Origin of the sequence: Pseudomonas sp. S11P7 (assembly GCF_023195435.1) — a bacterium.
GTDB lineage: Bacteria > Pseudomonadota > Gammaproteobacteria > Pseudomonadales > Pseudomonadaceae > Aquipseudomonas > Aquipseudomonas fluorescens_G.
This window is the reverse complement of record NZ_JALPKS020000002.1, coordinates 16,875-33,648: the sequence shown is the minus strand read 5'-3', so window position 1 is coordinate 33,648 and position 16,774 is coordinate 16,875. Positions and strand designations below refer to the sequence as shown.

Below are 16,774 nucleotides of genomic sequence, written 5' to 3'. Positions count from 1 at the left end.
TATCCACTGTGGGAGCGAGCCTGCTCGCGAAAGCGGTACTTCAGTCACACTTATATCGACTGATCCGGCGCCTTCGCGAGCAGGCTCGCTCCACAGGGGTTCAGTCTCAACCATGAAATTGGTGCCATGACCCAAGCACTCATCGAACTGTCCGACCTGGGCTTCAACTGGCCCGGTCACCCGCCGTTGCTGGACATTCCGGCGTTTCGCCTGGAAGCCGGCGAGACTCTGTTCCTCAAAGGCCCGAGCGGCAGCGGCAAGACCACGCTGCTCGGTTTGCTCGGCGGTGTGCAGAAGCCCGGCCGTGGCAGTATTCGCCTGCTCGGCCAGGAGCTGACCGAGCTCTCCGCCGGTGCCCGCGACACCTTTCGTGTCGATCACACCGGCTACATTTTCCAGCAATTCAACCTGCTGCCATTTCTCTCGGTGCGCGAAAACGTCGAATTGCCCTGCCACTTTTCGAAACTGCGCGCCCAGCGAGCGAAACAGCGCCACGGCAGCGTCGATCAGGCCGCCGCGACCCTGCTCGCTCACTTGGGGTTAAAGGACGAAAGCATCCTCAGCCGCCGCGCCGATTCGTTGTCGATCGGCCAGCAACAACGGGTCGCGGCTGCGCGCGCCCTGATCGGCCAGCCGGAACTGGTGATCGCTGACGAGCCGACTTCAGCACTGGATTACGACGCCCGCGAGAATTTCATTCGCCTGTTGTTCGCCGAGTGCCGCGAGGCCGGTTCCAGCTTGCTGTTTGTCAGCCATGACCAGAGCCTGGCGCCGCTGTTCGATCGTCACCTGTCCCTGGCCGAGCTCAATCGCGCCGCCACGTCTGCCGAGGTCTGAGATGTATCTGTTTCGTCTGGCCATGGCCAGCCTGGCCAACCGCCGTTTCACCGCTTTGCTCACCGCGTTCGCCATCGCTTTATCAGTGTGCTTGCTGCTGGCGGTCGAGCGCGTGCGCACCGAAGCCAAAGCCAGTTTCGCCAGCACCATCAGCGGCACCGACCTGATCGTCGGCGCCCGCTCAGGCTCGGTGAACCTGCTGCTGTACTCGGTGTTTCGCATCGGCAATGCCACCAACAATATTCGCTGGGACAGTTTCGAGCACTTCGCCAACAACCCGAAAGTGAAGTGGGCGATCCCGATGTCCCTCGGCGATTCCCATCGCGGCTACCGGGTGATGGGCACCACCGAAGCCTATTTCGAGCATTACCAGTACGGCCGTCAGCAGCACTTGGCGCTGGCCGACGGACGTGCGTTTGCGACAGATCCGTTTGAAGTAGTGCTCGGTGCCGAAGTCGCCGAAGCGTTGCACTACAAGCTCGGCGACAAACTGGTGCTGGCCCACGGCGTGGCGGCGATCAGTCTGGTCAAGCACGACGACAAACCGTTCACCGTGGTTGGTATTCTGCAGCGCACCGGGACCCCGGTCGATCGCACGTTGCACATCAGCCTCGGCGGCATGGAAGCGATCCACATCGACTGGCACAACGGTGTGCCGGCGCGCGGTAATGGGCGGATCACGGCGGATCAGGCGCGCAACATGGACCTGACGCCACAAGCGATCACCGCGTTCATGCTCGGCCTCAACAGCAAGATTTCCACCTTCGCCCTGCAACGCGAGATCAACGAATTCCGCGGTGAGCCGATGCTGGCGATCCTCCCGGGTGTGGCACTCCAGGAATTGTGGAGCCTGATGAGCACCGCCGAAAAAGCGTTGTTCGTGGTCTCGCTGTTTGTGGTGTTGACCGGGTTGATCGGCATGCTCACGGCGATTCTCACCAGCCTCAACGAGCGGCGACGCGAGATGGCGATTCTGCGTTCGGTGGGCGCGCGGCCCTGGCACATCGCGAGCCTGCTGGTGCTGGAGGCATTCGCCCTGGCGCTGACCGGGGTGATCGCCGGACTGGCGCTGTTGTACATCGGCATCGCCGCCGCGCAGGGTTACGTGCAAGCCAACTACGGGTTGTATCTGCCGCTGGCGTGGCCGAGCGAGTATGAATGGACGCTGCTCGGTGGCATTCTGGCGGCCGCGCTGCTGATGGGCAGCGTGCCGGCCTGGCGCGCTTATCGCCAATCTTTGGCCGATGGCCTGTCGATCCGTTTATGAGGAAGTTCACCATGCCCCGCGCCGTGCTCGCGCTGCTGTTGCTGATCGCCCTGCCCGTTTGGGCGGCAGCGCCGAAGGACCTGACGTGGTCGGAAATGATTCCGCCGGACGCCGCTCCGGAAGTGCCGAACATGACCCCGCTGCATGACCTGTCGAAGATGGGCGATGCACTGTCGGCCGAGTCCGCGCCGGCGGCCAAGCAGGACCTGCCGAATGCGCCGGTGGTGCAGAGCCTCGACGGGCAGAACATTCGTTTGCCGGGCTACATTGTGCCGCTGGAAGTCAGCGAAGAGGGGCGCACCACGGATTTCCTGCTGGTGCCGTATTTCGGCGCCTGCATCCACGTGCCGCCACCGCCGTCGAACCAGATCGTGCATGTGAAAAGCGAACTCGGCGTGAAGCTCGACGAGTTGTATCAGCCGTACTGGGTCGAGGGGCCACTGCAGGTCAAGGCATCGAGCAGCGAACTGGCGGATGCCGGGTATCAGATGGAGGCGCAGAAGATTTATGCGTATGAGCTGCCGGAGTAAATACCGGTGGTTTTGTGCTGTTTGTTAGGGCCCCATCGCTGGCAAGCCAGCTCCCACAGATTTCGTTGGTGATCACAAAATTGGTGAACGACTCGATCATTGTGGGAGCTGGCTTGCCAGCGATGGGGCCATCAAAGCCCCCACTAAACCTCGCCCCATCACTGTTTCATTGAGCTGAGTCAAAAGACCGGATCAGCTGGCTTCGTACCATAGGGCATCAGATTTCTTATGTCCTTTCGGAGCCCCCATGAACAAGTCCTTGCTCAGCGCCTCGCTGTTGGCCCTCGCGCTCGCAGCCCCGCTCGCCCACGCCCACGAGGCCGGCGACATTCTGATCCGCGCCGGTGCGATCACCGTCAACCCGAAGGCCGACAGCTCCAGCGTCAAGGTCGATCAGGGGCCGTTGAGCGGCGCTAATCTGGGCGGCAAGGCGACCATGAGCAGCGACACCCAATTGGGCCTGAACTTCGCATACATGCTCACCGACCACGTCGGCCTCGAACTGCTCGCAGCCACGCCGTTCGAGCATGACGTCAAACTCAAGGGCACCGCTCTGCCCGCCGCTAACGGCAAGCTCGGCACCCTCAAACACCTGCCACCGACCCTCAGCGTCGTGTACTACCCGCTGGATTCGAAATCGGCGTTCCAGCCCTACGTTGGCGGCGGCATCAACTACACCTGGATCTATGACGAGCACGTCGGCAGCGAAGCCAGCGCCAACGGGTTCAGCAACTTCAAGGCGAAAAACTCCTGGGGCCTGGCCTGGCAGGTCGGTGCCGACTACATGCTGACCGACAACATCATGCTCAACGCCCAGGTGCGCTACATCGACATCGATACCCGCGCTACCGTCGAAAACAACGCCGTCGCGCCGGGCACTCGCGCTCGGGTCAACGTCGATGTCGATCCGTTCATCTACATGGTCGGTTTGGGCTATAAGTTCTAAGTCGATTGACCGAACGTTCACGTGGTGGTGAATGAGGCTTCGTGGCAGGCAGGCGTAGAACTGACGACGACGGTACGCCATTGATCGGGGGACAATGTTCCCTTGCCACTGGGATGGATTGCTTGTTCCGGCCGTGAAAAAGGCGCCTGTTGAAGGGCGCCTTTTTCATGGGTGGGGATTGGTGGTGCGTTCCGATGAGGGCTCTATCAGCCACGCCCAAGCAACCGCGCCAACCCCACACTCATCGGCGTCTGCCGCGGCATTTCAAACCGCTCCAGCAAGCGCCGGTTATCCGCCCGCGAATGGCGAATGTCACCCGCCCGCGCCGGGCCATAACTTATTGGCGGCAGTTCACCGACCACCACTTTCAATGCTTCGAGCATCTGCTTGAGGCTCATCGACTGATTCCAGCCAACGTTCACCGCGCCCACCTGCACATCAGACTTTTCAATCCCCTGCACCAGCAGACTGACCAGATCCTCGACATAGAGAAAATCGCGCGTCTGCTCGCCATCGCCAAACACGGTGATGGGCAAACCTTGCTGCGCGCGTTCGCTGAAAATGCTGATCACCCCGGAGTACGGCGAGGATGGATCCTGGCGCGGGCCGAAGATGTTGAAGAAGCGAAAGATCACCGGTTCCAGGCCATGCTGGCGGCGATAGAAATCGAAATACTGCTCACCGGCCAGTTTGTCCGAGGCGTACGGCGTCAGCGGGGCTTTCGGCGTGTCTTCGCTGATCGACTCGCCCTCGCCGTTGTTGCCGTAGACTGCTGCACTGGAGGCGTATAAAACCCGTTTGACGCCGGCCAGACGCATCGCTTCGCAGACATTCAGCGTGCCGATGAAATTGCTCTGGTGAGTCTTCACTGGATCGTCCACTGACGCCTGCACCGACGCCACCGCCGCCAGATGGGCGACTGCGCTGCAGCCGTGCATGGCGTGCGCCACCAGCGCCGCATCGGCGACATCGCCGACGATCAGTTCAACCTTGGGATTATCCAGCGGCAGGTTGCTGCGTTTGCCGGTCGACAAGTCGTCGAGCACCCGCACCGAGTGGCCCTTGGCGAGCAACGCGTCGGTCAAGTGCGAGCCGATGAAACCGGCTCCGCCGGTGATGAGAACGATACCTTCAGCCATGACGGTAGAACCTGTCCAGTAAGCCCGGGAGTGCAGCACGCCAGGCGCGCGGCTTGATCCCGAAAGTGTGCAGAATTTTCTTGCAGGCCAGCACCGCGTGTTGCGGCTCTTCGGCAGCGTCGGGCCGTGCGGCGTGTGCCTGGGCGGTCGGCGCTTCGATGGCCAGCGCGTGCAGGCTGCGTGCTTCGGTGAGAATCGCCTGGCCCAGCGCCAGCGGCGTGGTCGCTTCATGGCCGGCGTAGTGATACGTGCCCCACAGCGGCGCCGCGCAGTCGAGTTGCTTGAGTACCGAAATGATCACCCGTGCGGCGTCGTCGACCGGCGTCGGGTTGCCGCGGCGGTCATCGGCCAGCAGCAATTCTTCCGGTTGCTCGGCGCGGGCGAGAAAACGCCCGAGCGTGCCGTCCGGGCTGTCATCGAGCAGCCAGCCGAAACGCAGCAGCACATGCTGCGGGCAGGTGGCGCGTACGCTCTGTTCGATACGCCACAAGGCTTGCCCGCGCAGGCCCAGCGGCACTGGCTCGTCTTTTTCGCTGTAGGCGGTGGCGCGCGAACCGTCGAACACCCGATAACTGGACGGCTGCACGAGGACGATGTTGTGATGCTGGCACAGTTCGGCCAGACGCTCGATCGCACGTTCCTGCCCGGCCATGCGGGTTTCGCTGACGGTCTCGGCCTGGAACCAGTCGAAATAGTAGGCGAGGTTGATCAACGCATCGGGACGGGTGTCGTCCAGCAGTTGCGTCAGGCTCGCGGCATCCCAGCCGTTTTCGGGCGGGCGGGGGCGAGGAAACCGATGTCTTCCTCCGCACCGAGGCGAATCAGCGCCTGCCCAAGGGCATTTCCGCCGCCCAGTAACATAAGGCGCATTCGCATAGAGTCAGCAGGCCCAGTCTGATTGGAACGATGGCTTTAGCGACGGTTCTCGTGGAACCGTCGTCGATAATTGCCGGAATCGTTGCATTTTGCGGGTTTAGTGCGCAACCGTCATCCGTAATGTGCAGATCCCGCAATTTGTATTGAGGCAACCGGCCTCATCGCTGGCAAGCCAGCTCCCACAGGTTTTGTGCCAGGCATGAATCCTGTGGGAGTTGGCTTGCCGACGATAAGGACCTGACTGCCTCTGAAGATCCCCAGCGGTACTTGCATCTTCCTTCCCCCGCCCGCATAACTTTATCCATGAATCTGCCCCTCCCCGCCGACAGCGCCCTGGCCGGTTTTCACCCCGCCGTCAGCGCCTGGTTCAGCCACACGTTCCCGGCGGTCACCGCTGCCCAGGCTCGTGCCTGGCCGTTGATCCGTCAGCGCCGCTCGACGTTGATCGCCGCACCGACCGGTTCCGGCAAAACCCTGACTGCGTTTCTTGCCGTACTCGATGATCTGGTTCATCGCGGCCTGGAAAACCCCGACGGCCTGCCCGACGAAACCCTGGTGGTCTACGTTTCGCCGCTCAAAGCGCTGTCGAATGACATCCAGATCAACCTGCAGAATCCGCTGGCCGGCATCACCGAACAACTGCGCCAACTGGGCCTGCCCGAGCTGCAGATCACCACCGCCGTGCGCACCGGTGACACCCCGCAAAAGACCGTGCGGCGATGCGCAAGACTGCGCCGCATATTCTGGTGACCACGCCGGAATCGTTGTACGTGCTGCTCGGTTCCGAGTCAGGCCGCAAAATGCTCGGCACCACGCGTACGGTGATCATCGATGAAATCCACGCGATGGCCGCCGGCAAGCGCGGCAGTCATCTGGCGCTGAGTCTGGAGCGCCTGCAAGCGTTGTGCAGCGAACCACTGACGCGCATCGGCCTGTCCGCCACGCAGAAACCGGTCGAAGCCGTGGCGCAATTTCTCGTCGGCCATGAGCGGCCCTGCGAAATCATCGACATTGGCCACGCTCGCCCTCGGGATCTGGGCATCGAAGTGCCGCCGGTGCCCTTATCGGCGGTGATGGCCAATGACGTTTGGGAGCTGGTCTACAACCGCCTCGCCGAACTGGCCCGCGAACATCGCACCACGCTGATTTTCGTCAACACGCGGCGTTTGGCCGAACGCCTCAGCCGGCACCTGAGCGAACGCCTCGGCAAGCACGCCGTCGCGGCGCACCACGGCAGCCTTGCCAAGGAGTTTCGCCTCGATGCCGAGCAGCGGCTCAAGCGCGGCGAGTTGCAGGTGCTGATCGCCACCGCGTCGCTGGAACTGGGCATCGATATCGGCGAAGTCGATCTGGTCTGCCAGATCAGTTCGCCGCGCTCGATTGCCGGTTTCCTGCAACGGGTCGGCCGCTCCGGCCACCAGGTCGGCGGCACGCCGAAGGGACGCTTGTTCGCCACCACCCGCGACGATCTGATCGAATGCGCCGCCCTGCTCGACTGCGTGCGTCGTGGCGAACTCGACACTTTGCATATTCCACAGGCGCCGCTGGATGTGCTGGCGCAGCAGATCATTGCCGAAGTCAGCTGCCAGGAATGGCCGGAAGACGCGCTGCTGGCCATGTTCCGCCGCGCCGCGCCCTATCGCGACCTCGACGAAAATCACTATCAGGCGCTGCTCAGCATGCTCGCCGAGGGTTACAACGGGCGCCAAGGCATCCGCAGCGCGTACCTGCACCGCGACGCCGTCAGCCGCACCTTGCGTGGCCGGCGCGGTGCGCAACTGACTGCAGTGACCAGCGGCGGGACGATTCCCGACAACGCCGATTACAGCGTACTGCTCGAACCGCAAGGCCTGAACATCGGCAGCGTCAACGAAGATTTCGCCGTCGAGAGCATTGCCGGCGACGTGTTCCAGCTCGGCAATACGTCGTACCGCATCCTGCGCGTGGAGGCCGGCAAGGTGCGCGTCGAGGATGCCCACGGCCAGCCGCCGACCATTCCGTTCTGGCTCGGCGAAGCGCCGGGGCGTAGCGATGAGCTGTCCGCCGCGGTGGCACGCCTGCAAGCGCAACTCGACGAATTGCTCGGCGCCAACCCCGGCGATCTGCAACCGGCGCTCGACTGGCTGACCCAGACCCTGGGCCTCAACCGCGCCAGCGCCGAGCAACTGATCGAATATCTGGCCCGCGCACGCCAGACCCTCGGCGCCCTGCCCTCGCAGGACACGCTGCTGATGGAGCGGTTTTTCGACGAATCCGGCGGCACACAACTGATCATCCACACGCCGTTCGGCAGCCGCATCAACCGCGCCTGGGGCCTGGCCCTGCGCAAGCGCTTCTGCCGCACCTTCAATTTCGAATTGCAGGCCGCCGCCAGCGAAGACGCGATCGTGCTGTCGCTGTCGACCAGTCACAGCTTTGAACTCGACGAGGTGTGGCGCTACCTGCACAGCAACAGTGCCGAACACATCCTCATCCAGGCCGTGCTCGACGCGCCGCTGTTCGGCGTGCGCTGGCGCTGGAATGCCGGGGTCGCGCTGGCGCTGCCGCGCTTTACCGGCGGGCGCAAAGTCGCGCCGCAGTTGCAGCGAATGAAAAGCGAAGACCTGATCGCCAGCGTGTTTCCCGATCAGATCGCCTGCCTGGAAAACCTCGCCGGCGAGCGGGAAATCCCCGAGCATCCGCTGATCGAACAAACCCTCGACGATTGCCTGCACGAAGCGATGGACAGCGAAGGCTGGCTCACGCTGTTACGCCGCATGGAGCGCGGCGAGGTGCGCCTGATCAGCCGCGACCTGCCGGCGCCCTCGCCGCTCGCCGCAGAAATTCTCAGCGCGCGGCCGTACACCTTTCTCGATGACGCGCCGCTGGAAGAGCGCCGCACGCAAGCGGTGATCAACCGACGCTGGAGCGATCCGCAATCGACCGATGACCTCGGTGCACTGGATGCCGACGCCATTACAGCCGTATGCGAAGAAGCGTGGCCAACGGCGAATTCGGCGGATGAAATGCACGAAGCGCTGATGAGCCTGGCCTGCATCAGCGCAGCGGAAGTGGCCGCCAATGACGGCTGGCGCGAGTGGCTGCAGACCCTGGCCAGCAGTGGCCGCGCGTGTTGTCTGCAGGTCGATGCCGAGCATTCTTTGTGGCTGGCCCGCGAACGTCTGACCTGCCTGCAGGCGCTTTATCCACAGGCCACGCCGCATCCCGAGCTGGACGCATTACCGGGCTTCGACGCGGCGTGGAGTTTCGATGACGCCTTGCTCGAAGTGATCCGCGCGCGCCTCGCCGGGTTCGGCCCGCTGCCGTTACTCGCCATCGCCCAACCGCTGGCGTTGCCGACTGCGCAGGTCGCGCAAGTCCTCGCCCGACTGGAGCGCGAAGGTTATGTGCTGCGCGGCCAATTCACGCCGAACCTTGATCAAGAGGAATGGTGCGAACGGCATCTGCTCGCGCGCATCCATCGCTACACGGTCAAGCGCTTGCGCCGGGAAATCGAACCGGTGGCGTTGCAGGACTTCATGCGTTTTCTGTTCGACTGGCAGCACCTGTCAGCCTCGACGCGCGGTCAGGGCAGCGCGGTGTTGCCGGCAATTGTCGGCCAGTTCGAAGGCTACGCGGCAGCGGCTTCGGCGTGGGACAGCGACATTTTGCCGGCGCGGCTCAAGGACTATTCACCGAGCTGGCTGGATGAGCTGTGCCGCAACGGCAAACTGGTGTGGACGCGCCTCAGCGCTCGGCAAAAGGTCAGCGGCACGGCGTTGCGCAGCACACCGATCGTGTTGCTGCCGCGCAGTCAGGTCGGCTTGTGGAGTGCGCTGGCCGAACAGACGCCGGTAGACGAGCTGTCGCCGAAAACCCGCAAGGTCTTCGACGCCTTGAGCCAGCACGGCGCGTTGTTTTTCGATGAGCTGATTCACGAAGCGCACCTGTTGCGCAGCGAACTGGAAATCGCCTTGCAGGAACTGGTCGGCGCCGGGCTGGTGAACGCTGACAGCTTCGCCGGCCTGCGCGCGCTGATCACCCCGCCGAGCAAGCGCCAGCAGCGTAGCAGTCGGCGCGGGCGCGGCGCGTTTGTCGGCGGCATGGACGATGCCGGACGCTGGGCCTTGTTGCGGCGCGGTACAGCTGTGGATAACAACGAAACGCTGGAGCATGTCGCCATGACGTTGCTGCGTCGCTACGGCGTGGTGTTCTGGCGCTTGCTCGAGCGCGAGGCGGACTGGTTGCCGAGCTGGCGCGAATTTTTGCGCACATTCCATCGGCTCGAAGCGCGTGGCGAGATTCGTGGCGGGCGCTTCGTCAGTGGTCTGGCGGGCGAACAATTCGCCCTGCCCGAGGCGATTCCCCTGTTGCGCGAAGTGCGCCGACGCCCGCACGACGGCAGTCTGGTGATGGTCTGCGGGGTCGACCCGCTGAACCTCGCCGGGACCCTGTTGCCCGGGGTGAAAGTCCCGGCGCTGGCGAGTAATCGGCTGGTGTATCGCGATGGGGTTGCGGTGGCGGCAATGATTGCCGGCAAGCAGCAGATCTGGGGGAATGGGGTCAGGTGGTCGTTGAGCAGATAGGCAGGAAACTCATCCGCAATTGAGGGTGTCTGTTCTGGCCTCATCGCGGGCAAGCCCGCTCCCACAGGGTTCTGCGGTGTACACAAAACCAATGTGGGAGCGGGCTTGCCCGCGATGAGGCCGGGACATGCAACGCATCATTCAGATCAGGTCCGCGATTCCTGCGGCACCTGCGCCCCCGCCACCTCATCCACCGCCTGGCGCTTGGGCATCACCACCTGCTGTGGATAAGTCTGGGCAAAATGCACATTCGCAGTGTTATCCACAAGCTTCTTCAAACGCTGGTTGAACGCCCGGCTCACCGCATACTGTCCGCCTGAGACCGTGCGAAATTGCGCGGTCAGCACCACGCCGTTGAGATCCATTCTGTCGACCCCGAACACATCCAGCGGGCCTTGCAGGTTGTACTTGAGGAACGGGTCTTCGCGGATCGAATCGCCGGTCTCGCGGATCAGTTCGATGGCCTTGTCCACGTCAGTGTCATAGGTGAACTGCACCGAGAAAAATGCGAAGGCGAACTGCCGCGACTGGTTGGTAACCGCTTTGATCTGGCCGAACGGCACCGAGTGCACGAAGCCCTTGCCGTCGCGCAGGCGCAGGGTGCGGATGGTCAACCCTTCGACCGTACCGGCATGCCCGGAATCGAGCACCACCCAATCGCCGATCGACAGGGTGTCTTCGATGATGATGAACAGCCCGGTGATCACATCCTGAACCAGTTGCTGCGAACCGAAACCGATTGCCAGACCGACCACCCCGGCCCCCGCCAGCAAGGGCGCAACGTTGATCCCCAGATTGGCCATGGTGGTGATTGCGCAGATCACTACCAGGATGATTTTGATCGCGTTGCGCAGCAGCGGCAGGATGGTTTTCACCCGCGTGCTCGGCTGGCGTGCCGCACGTTTGCTCAGCGGCGGTTTCAGCGCTTCCTGAATGGCCGTGTCCAGCACCACCCACAGCAGCCACGTCACCAGAAAGATCAGACCGATGCTGCTCAAGGCTTCGCTGATCGCCCGGCCCACCGCGCTGCTCTGGGCAAAATCAAGCAACGACACGCCCCAGATCCGTCCGAGAATATCGAGGAAGGCAATCGCGATGACGATCCGCAACAACGCGTGCAACAGGCTAAGAAAGCGTTCCTTGTAGGCGCTGCTGCGCTGGATCGCTTCGGCCTTGCGCGACTTGAACAGGTGCTGCAGCACAGTGCTGAGAAACACCGTGCCAATCAACAATACCGTAGTGAACAAGGCGCAGCGCAGGGCTTTCTGGTTGTCCTCGCCGATGCCGATCAGGCTGACTGCCGAGACCAGCACCATCAGCACGATCGGCCAGTACCACAGCCCGGAAAAAATCCGCAGCGACTCTTGCAATGACGGCTGTTTCAGGCGCTGGCTCAGCGAGCGGTTGCGGATCAGATGCGCCACCGGGCGGCGCAGGCGAATCACCAGCAGGCCGAAAATGATCGAAGCGATCAGGCCGGTGAACACGGCGATGCTGCTGGTGATGTTGCCGCCCAGTTGCCGAGCGATCTGCGGGCTGGTCAAGGCATCGCTGAGCGCGGCAAGAAAGCCGATCAGGAACAGCGGTCGCGGACAGTATTGGCGGATGATTCGCGCGGCGGTGCGTTTATGCCCGACATTGAACACCACGACCACGCACAGCAGCATCGAGGTGGAAAAGATGCCACTGCTGGTCGCGTAAGCCAGACACAGCGCCAGCGCGCGGCCCACCGAGGCTTGCAGAAAATGACTTACATAAAGGGTCAGCGGCAGGCAGATCAGTGCTGGCACGGTGAACGGCAGCAGATAACCGAGCAGGTCCTGACCGCGCTGGCGCGTGCGCAGCCAGCGGCCTTCGCGCAGGCGTTTGGCCAACAGGCTGCCAAGTACGGTCAGCACGGCAAAACTACCGAGCCAGGCGCCGGACAAGCTGAGGAAATCCCCGGCGACGCTCCAGCCCGAGCGATTCGAGGGTTGCTTGACCAGTTTGTCGACCTCATCGGCGGCGCGGTCGGCACGCAGGCGCCAGGCGTCGACCAGATCTTCGTTGAGGTCGAGTTTTTCCTGCACGTCATCAATGCTGGTACTGATCGCGCCGAGCAGCCCGCCCTGCACCAGCGGCTCGGGCTCGGCGGCTTTTTCGCTGGTTTCGGCGTTGGCCGGAACGCCCGGCAGCGCAGCAGCCTCGACTTCACTGGCGCCGAGAAACAGCAGCGCTCCCAGCACAATGGCGATCCTGAACCTGGTCAACACGCGGAGCTCCTGTGAGTGAACCTGTAAGGAACTGATCGGTAATCGCGCGGCAAGTTCAGCATCAGGGCCACACACATCCCTGTGGGAGCGAGCCTGCTCGCGAAGGCGGCTTCATATTCAACCGCTCTGCTGACTGACCCAGCGCTTTCGCGAGCAGGCTCGCTCCTACAATGAACCGGAGGCGATTGGCGATCGTGACCGCCCGTAACACCGCCGAAACTTTCCCGCCCCCGCCGCAGTCATCACAAAACACCGGCAACACGAGGACTTTCTACGGGAGGATGGGATGGCGGCGATTCACATCGGTATTTCAGGCTGGCGTTACGCCCCGTGGCGCGGGGACTTCTACCCGAAGGGACTGGCGCAGAAGCGCGAATTGCAATTCGCCTCGCGCGCCGTCAACAGCATCGAAATCAATGGATCGTTCTATGCGCTGCAACGGCCGGAACGCTACGCCCAGTGGTACGCCGAAACCCCGGACAACTTCGTCTTCAGCGTCAAGGCGCCACGTTTCATCACTCATGTGCGGCGCTTGCGCGAAATCGAAAAACCGCTGGCGAATTTCTTTGCTTCGGGCGTGCTGGAACTCAAGGAAAAGCTCGGGCCGATCCTCTGGCAGTTCCCGCCCAACTTCAAATTCGAGCCTGAACGCTTCGAAAACTTCCTCGCTCAATTGCCGCGCGACACCGAAGCCGCCGCCGCACTCGCCCGTCAGCATGATGAGCACCTGCGAGGCCCGGTCAGCGTCAAAGCCTGGCGTAAAAGCCCCTGCGCCATGCGGTGGAAATCCGCAATGACAGCTTTATCGATCCTGAATTCGTACGCCTGCTCAAGCGCCACAACACCGCGCTGGTGATCGCCGACACTGCGAATAAATGGCCGTACCGCGAAGACGTCACCAGCGACTTTGTCTACCTGCGTCTGCACGGTGCCGAAGAGCTCTACGCCAGCGGATATAGCGCCGAGGCTCTGGAGCGCTGGGCCGAGCGCATCGATGCCTGGCACCACGGCGGGCAACCGCAAGACGCGCAGTTGATTGCCCCGCGCCTGAAACCGCGCGCGCGCAAATCCCGCGACGTGTTCTGCTATTTCGACAACGACATCAAGGTTCGCGCGCCCTACGACGCACGCAACCTGTTGCAGCGTTTCGATCTCGACAAGGACCTCGCCACCGCCCCCGGCGAACCCGCTGGCGAAGGAGTGTTGGCATGAGCATTCCAGAACCGGTCGGCTTCACCGATGAAGGCTCGGTAAGCGCGCCGTCGGTAAGCACCTTCACTGTACTGACGGTCAACACGCACAAGGGTTTCACGGCGCTAAACCGGCGCTTCATCCTGCCGGAGCTGCGCGAAGCGGTGCGCAGTGTCGCCGCCGATGTGGTGTTTTTGCAGGAAGTCCACGGCACCCACGAACACCACCACAAGCGCTTCGACAACTGGCCGACGATGCCGCAGTACGAATTTCTCGCCGACAGCCTCTGGCCGCAGTTCGCCTATGGACGCAATGCGGTATACCCGGATGGCGACCACGGCAACGCGCTGCTGTCGAAATTCCAGATCATCCGGCACGATAACCTCGACGTGTCGATCAGCGGCCACGAGAACCGCGGCCTGTTGCATTGCGTGCTGCGCTTGCCCGGCGACGGCGCTGAGGTGCATGCGATCTGCGTGCATCTGGGCTTGCGTGAGAGCCATCGCAACGCGCAACTGGATCTGCTGATGCAACGCCTGGCCGAATTGCCGCAGGACGCGCCGGTGATCGTCGCCGGCGACTTCAATGACTGGCGCCAGCGCGCTGATGCGCAACTCAAGCCGTGCGGCTTGCGCGAAGTGTTCGCCGAACATCAGGGCAAACCGGCGCGCAGTTTTCCGGCGCGCCTGCCGACCCTGCGCCTGGACCGCATCTACGTGCGCAACCTCAAGGCCAGCCAGCCGAAAGTTCTGGCGAACCGGCCCTGGTCACACCTTTCCGATCATGTCCCGCTGTCGGTGGAGATCCAACTATGAGCAGCTCGCCACTGGAGAAATCCGCCGTGGAGCCGATGACCATCACCCCGCCGGTCCGCGAGCCCGGCCATGTCGATGTCGAGTACCGCTGGCACGGCGGTAATCGCATCGAACTGCTGGAGAACGGCGAGGAATACTTCCCGCGAGTGTTCGAAGCGATGCGCGCGGCGAAAAGTGAAATCCTCCTTGAGACGTTTATCGTTTTTGAAGACAAGGTCGGTGCCGAGCTTCAGGAAATTCTCATCGACGCCGCGCGGCGGGGCGTGCGCACCACGGTCAGCCTTGACGGCTTTGGCTGTGGCGAGCTGAGCACCGGTTACCTCACGGCACTCAGCGACGCCGGCGTGCATTTGCAAATCTTCGACCCCGCCCCCAAGCACCTGGGCATTCGCACCAACTGGTTCCGCCGTCTGCACCGAAAGATCGTGGTGGTCGACGGCACGATCGCGTTCATCGGCGGGATCAATTTTTCCGGCGATCACCTGGCCGATTTCGGTCCCGAAGCCAAGCAGGATTACTCGGTGGAAATCCAGGGCCCGGCGGTCGCCGATATTCACCACTTCGCCTTGCTGCAAAGCGGTCGTCCGGGGCGAGCGAAATTCTGGTGGCAACGCCGGCGCCAGCGACGCGCCGAAATGGCTTTCAACGACCACGACGGCCAGGTGCGCCTGGTGTTTCGCGACAACGACCAGCATCACACCGACATCGAAGATGTGTATTTGCAGGCGCTGCGCCACGCCAAACACCGGGTGGTGATCGCCAACGCCTACTTCTTCCCCGGCTATCGCTTGCTGCGCGAAATCCGTAATGCCGCGCGCCGGGGCGTCGAGGTACGCCTGATTCTGCAAGGTCAGCCGGACATGCTGGTGGCCAAGATCGCCGCACGCATGACCTATGACTACCTACTCAAGGCCGGCGTGCAGATTCACGAATATTGCCAGCGCCCGCTGCACGGCAAAGTCGCGCTGATGGACGAAGAGTGGAGCACTGTCGGCTCGAGCAATCTCGATCCACTGAGCTTGTCGTTGAACCTTGAAGCCAACGTGCTGATCCGCGACCGCGCCTTCAATCAGCATCTGTACGAGCGCCTCGAAGACCTCAGCCGCAACCACTGCAAAGCCATGGACCCGGCGAAGCTGCCGCGCGGGCGCATCTGGCACATGACTGTGGGTTTTCTGGTGTTTCACTTCCTGCGGCATTTCCCGGCCATGGCCGGCTGGCTGCCGGCACATAAACCAAGGCTCAAGCCATTTCGAGGGAACCTGACATGAGCCATTCCGAAACGCATTCGGCCGAGCACTCGGCACCCGCGCAACATTCGAAGTGGAGCCGCTGGAAGCGTCCGCTGACGCTGCTGTTCTTTCTCGCCCTGATCGTCTTGCTGACCATGTTCGCCATGCGCATCGAATGGGCCGAAGTGCTGCAGACCCTTGCCGATTTCAAAGTGCGCACGCTGATCATCGCCGCCAGCCTGACCCTGCTGAGCTTTCTGGTCTACGCCAGTTACGACCTGATTGGCCGCACCTACATCGGCCAGGATCTGACCTGGAAGCAGATCCTGCCGGTGGGGATCATCAGTTACGCGTTCAACCTCAATCTGAGTGCCTGGGTCGGCGGCATCGCCATGCGCTACCGCCTGTATTCGCGGCTGGGGGTGAGCAAAAGCAACATCGCCAAGATTCTCGGCCTGAGCCTGGCGACCAATTGGTTCGGCTACATGACCATCGCTGGCGTGGTGTTCACCAGCGGTTTGGTGAGCATGCCGCCGGGCTGGAAAATCAGCAGCACCGCGTTGCAGGGCATCGGCGTTTTACTGTTGCTGGTGAGCGCGGGTTATCTGGCCGCGTGCCGCTTTTCCAAACGCCGTGAATGGTCGATTCGCAATGTTGAAATCAACCTGCCGTCGCTGCGCATGGCAGTTCTGCAACTGCTGCTCGGTGCGTTGAACTGGTCGTTGATGGCGGCGGTGATTTTCACCTTGCTGCCGAGCAAGCTCGATTATCCGTTGGTGCTGGGCGTGTTGCTGATCAGTGCGATTGCCGGCGTTATCACCCATATCCCGGCCGGACTTGGCGTGCTCGAGGCGGTGTTCGTCGCGCTGCTGCAACATGAGGTGTCGCGCGGCAGTCTGGTGGCGGGGTTGCTGGCGTATCGGGCGATTTATTTTTTGCTGCCGTTGCTGATTACGCTGGTGATGTATCTGGTGGTGGAAGCGAAGGCCAAGGCGTTGCGGATCGAGAAGAAGCCTTCCTGAGATTAGTGGTGAAGCTGATGGCCCCTTCGCGAGCAGGCTCGCTCCCACATTTGGAATGCATGCAACCTGTGGGAGCGAGCCTGCTCGCGAAGAGGCCAGAAA

At 62.5% G+C, this 16,774-nt stretch carries 9 protein-coding genes and 3 pseudogenes; 9 read left to right on the top strand and 3 right to left on the bottom strand.

Features of this window, described 5'->3' with window-relative positions; translation table 11 throughout:
- The first annotated feature begins 126 nt into the window (after nt 1–126).
- The 4 genes from M0746_RS00200 to M0746_RS00185 all read left to right on the top strand — a co-directional run bounded on the left by M0746_RS00200 (nt 127) and on the right by M0746_RS00185 (nt 3,580).
- On the top strand, nt 127–837 hold the full coding sequence (locus M0746_RS00200) for an ABC transporter ATP-binding protein (RefSeq protein WP_016984101.1): 711 nt from the start codon (nt 127–129) through the stop codon (nt 835–837).
- Nucleotide 838: 1 nt separating this feature from the next.
- A complete protein-coding gene (locus M0746_RS00195; RefSeq protein ID WP_258447866.1) occupies nt 839–2,104 on the top strand; it encodes an ABC transporter permease in 1,266 nt (421 codons plus the stop codon).
- 11 nt (nt 2,105–2,115) lie between these two features.
- On the top strand, nt 2,116–2,634 hold the full coding sequence (locus M0746_RS00190) for a DUF3299 domain-containing protein (protein WP_203419672.1): 519 nt from the start codon (nt 2,116–2,118) through the stop codon (nt 2,632–2,634).
- Between the two features lie 247 nt (nt 2,635–2,881).
- Nucleotides 2,882–3,580 (top strand): OmpW/AlkL family protein, encoded by a 699-nt coding sequence (locus tag M0746_RS00185; protein WP_258447865.1) that lies wholly within the window; start codon nt 2,882–2,884, stop codon nt 3,578–3,580.
- Between the two features lie 206 nt (nt 3,581–3,786).
- Here M0746_RS00185 and M0746_RS00180 read toward each other — a convergent pair whose 3' ends face one another.
- A complete protein-coding gene (locus tag M0746_RS00180; protein WP_258447864.1) occupies nt 3,787–4,719 on the bottom strand; it encodes an NAD-dependent epimerase/dehydratase family protein in 933 nt (310 codons plus the stop codon).
- Nucleotides 4,712–5,595 (bottom strand): annotated as a pseudogene (locus M0746_RS00175) (sugar nucleotide-binding protein). The gene M0746_RS00180 and the pseudogene M0746_RS00175 overlap by 8 nt, the downstream one beginning before the upstream one ends.
- A gap of 303 nt (nt 5,596–5,898) precedes the next feature.
- Here M0746_RS00175 and M0746_RS00170 point away from each other — a divergent pair.
- Nucleotides 5,899–10,183 (top strand): annotated as a pseudogene (locus M0746_RS00170) (DEAD/DEAH box helicase).
- A gap of 123 nt (nt 10,184–10,306) precedes the next feature.
- On the opposite strand, the gene M0746_RS00165 reads toward M0746_RS00170, so the two are convergent.
- On the bottom strand, nt 10,307–12,409 hold the full coding sequence (locus tag M0746_RS00165; protein ID WP_258451414.1) for a mechanosensitive ion channel family protein: 2,103 nt from the start codon (nt 12,407–12,409) through the stop codon (nt 10,307–10,309).
- Nucleotides 12,410–12,698: 289 nt separating this feature from the next.
- Between M0746_RS00165 and M0746_RS00160 the strand changes: the two are divergent.
- From M0746_RS00160 to M0746_RS00145, 4 genes and pseudogenes are all read left to right on the top strand, one after another.
- Nucleotides 12,699–13,624: pseudogene (locus M0746_RS00160) on the top strand (DUF72 domain-containing protein).
- On the top strand, nt 13,621–14,418 hold the full coding sequence (locus tag M0746_RS00155; protein WP_208939579.1) for an endonuclease/exonuclease/phosphatase family protein: 798 nt from the start codon (nt 13,621–13,623) through the stop codon (nt 14,416–14,418). Before M0746_RS00160 ends, M0746_RS00155 begins: the two are co-directional and overlap by 4 nt.
- On the top strand, nt 14,415–15,689 hold the full coding sequence (gene clsB, locus M0746_RS00150; RefSeq protein WP_203419677.1) for a cardiolipin synthase ClsB: 1,275 nt from the start codon (nt 14,415–14,417) through the stop codon (nt 15,687–15,689). The genes M0746_RS00155 and clsB overlap by 4 nt, the downstream gene beginning before the upstream one ends.
- The gene (locus tag M0746_RS00145; RefSeq protein ID WP_258447863.1) at nt 15,686–16,672 is read left to right on the top strand and encodes a lysylphosphatidylglycerol synthase domain-containing protein; all 987 of its coding nucleotides are present in this window, start codon (nt 15,686–15,688) and stop codon (nt 16,670–16,672) included. The genes clsB and M0746_RS00145 overlap by 4 nt, the downstream gene beginning before the upstream one ends.
- Nucleotides 16,673–16,774: the final 102 nt, after the last annotated feature.

Coding starts and splice junctions, on each gene's coding strand:
- M0746_RS00200 (WP_016984101.1), top strand. CDS start 127: ATGACCCAAGCACTCATCGAACTGTCCGACCTGGGCTTCAACTGGCCC.
- M0746_RS00195 (WP_258447866.1), top strand. CDS start 839: ATGTATCTGTTTCGTCTGGCCATGGCCAGCCTGGCCAACCGCCGTTTC.
- M0746_RS00190 (WP_203419672.1), top strand. CDS start 2,116: ATGCCCCGCGCCGTGCTCGCGCTGCTGTTGCTGATCGCCCTGCCCGTT.
- M0746_RS00185 (WP_258447865.1), top strand. CDS start 2,882: ATGAACAAGTCCTTGCTCAGCGCCTCGCTGTTGGCCCTCGCGCTCGCA.
- M0746_RS00180 (WP_258447864.1), bottom strand. CDS start 4,719: ATGGCTGAAGGTATCGTTCTCATCACCGGCGGAGCCGGTTTCATCGGC.
- M0746_RS00155 (WP_208939579.1), top strand. CDS start 13,621: ATGAGCATTCCAGAACCGGTCGGCTTCACCGATGAAGGCTCGGTAAGC.
- clsB (WP_203419677.1), top strand. CDS start 14,415: ATGAGCAGCTCGCCACTGGAGAAATCCGCCGTGGAGCCGATGACCATC.
- M0746_RS00145 (WP_258447863.1), top strand. CDS start 15,686: ATGAGCCATTCCGAAACGCATTCGGCCGAGCACTCGGCACCCGCGCAA.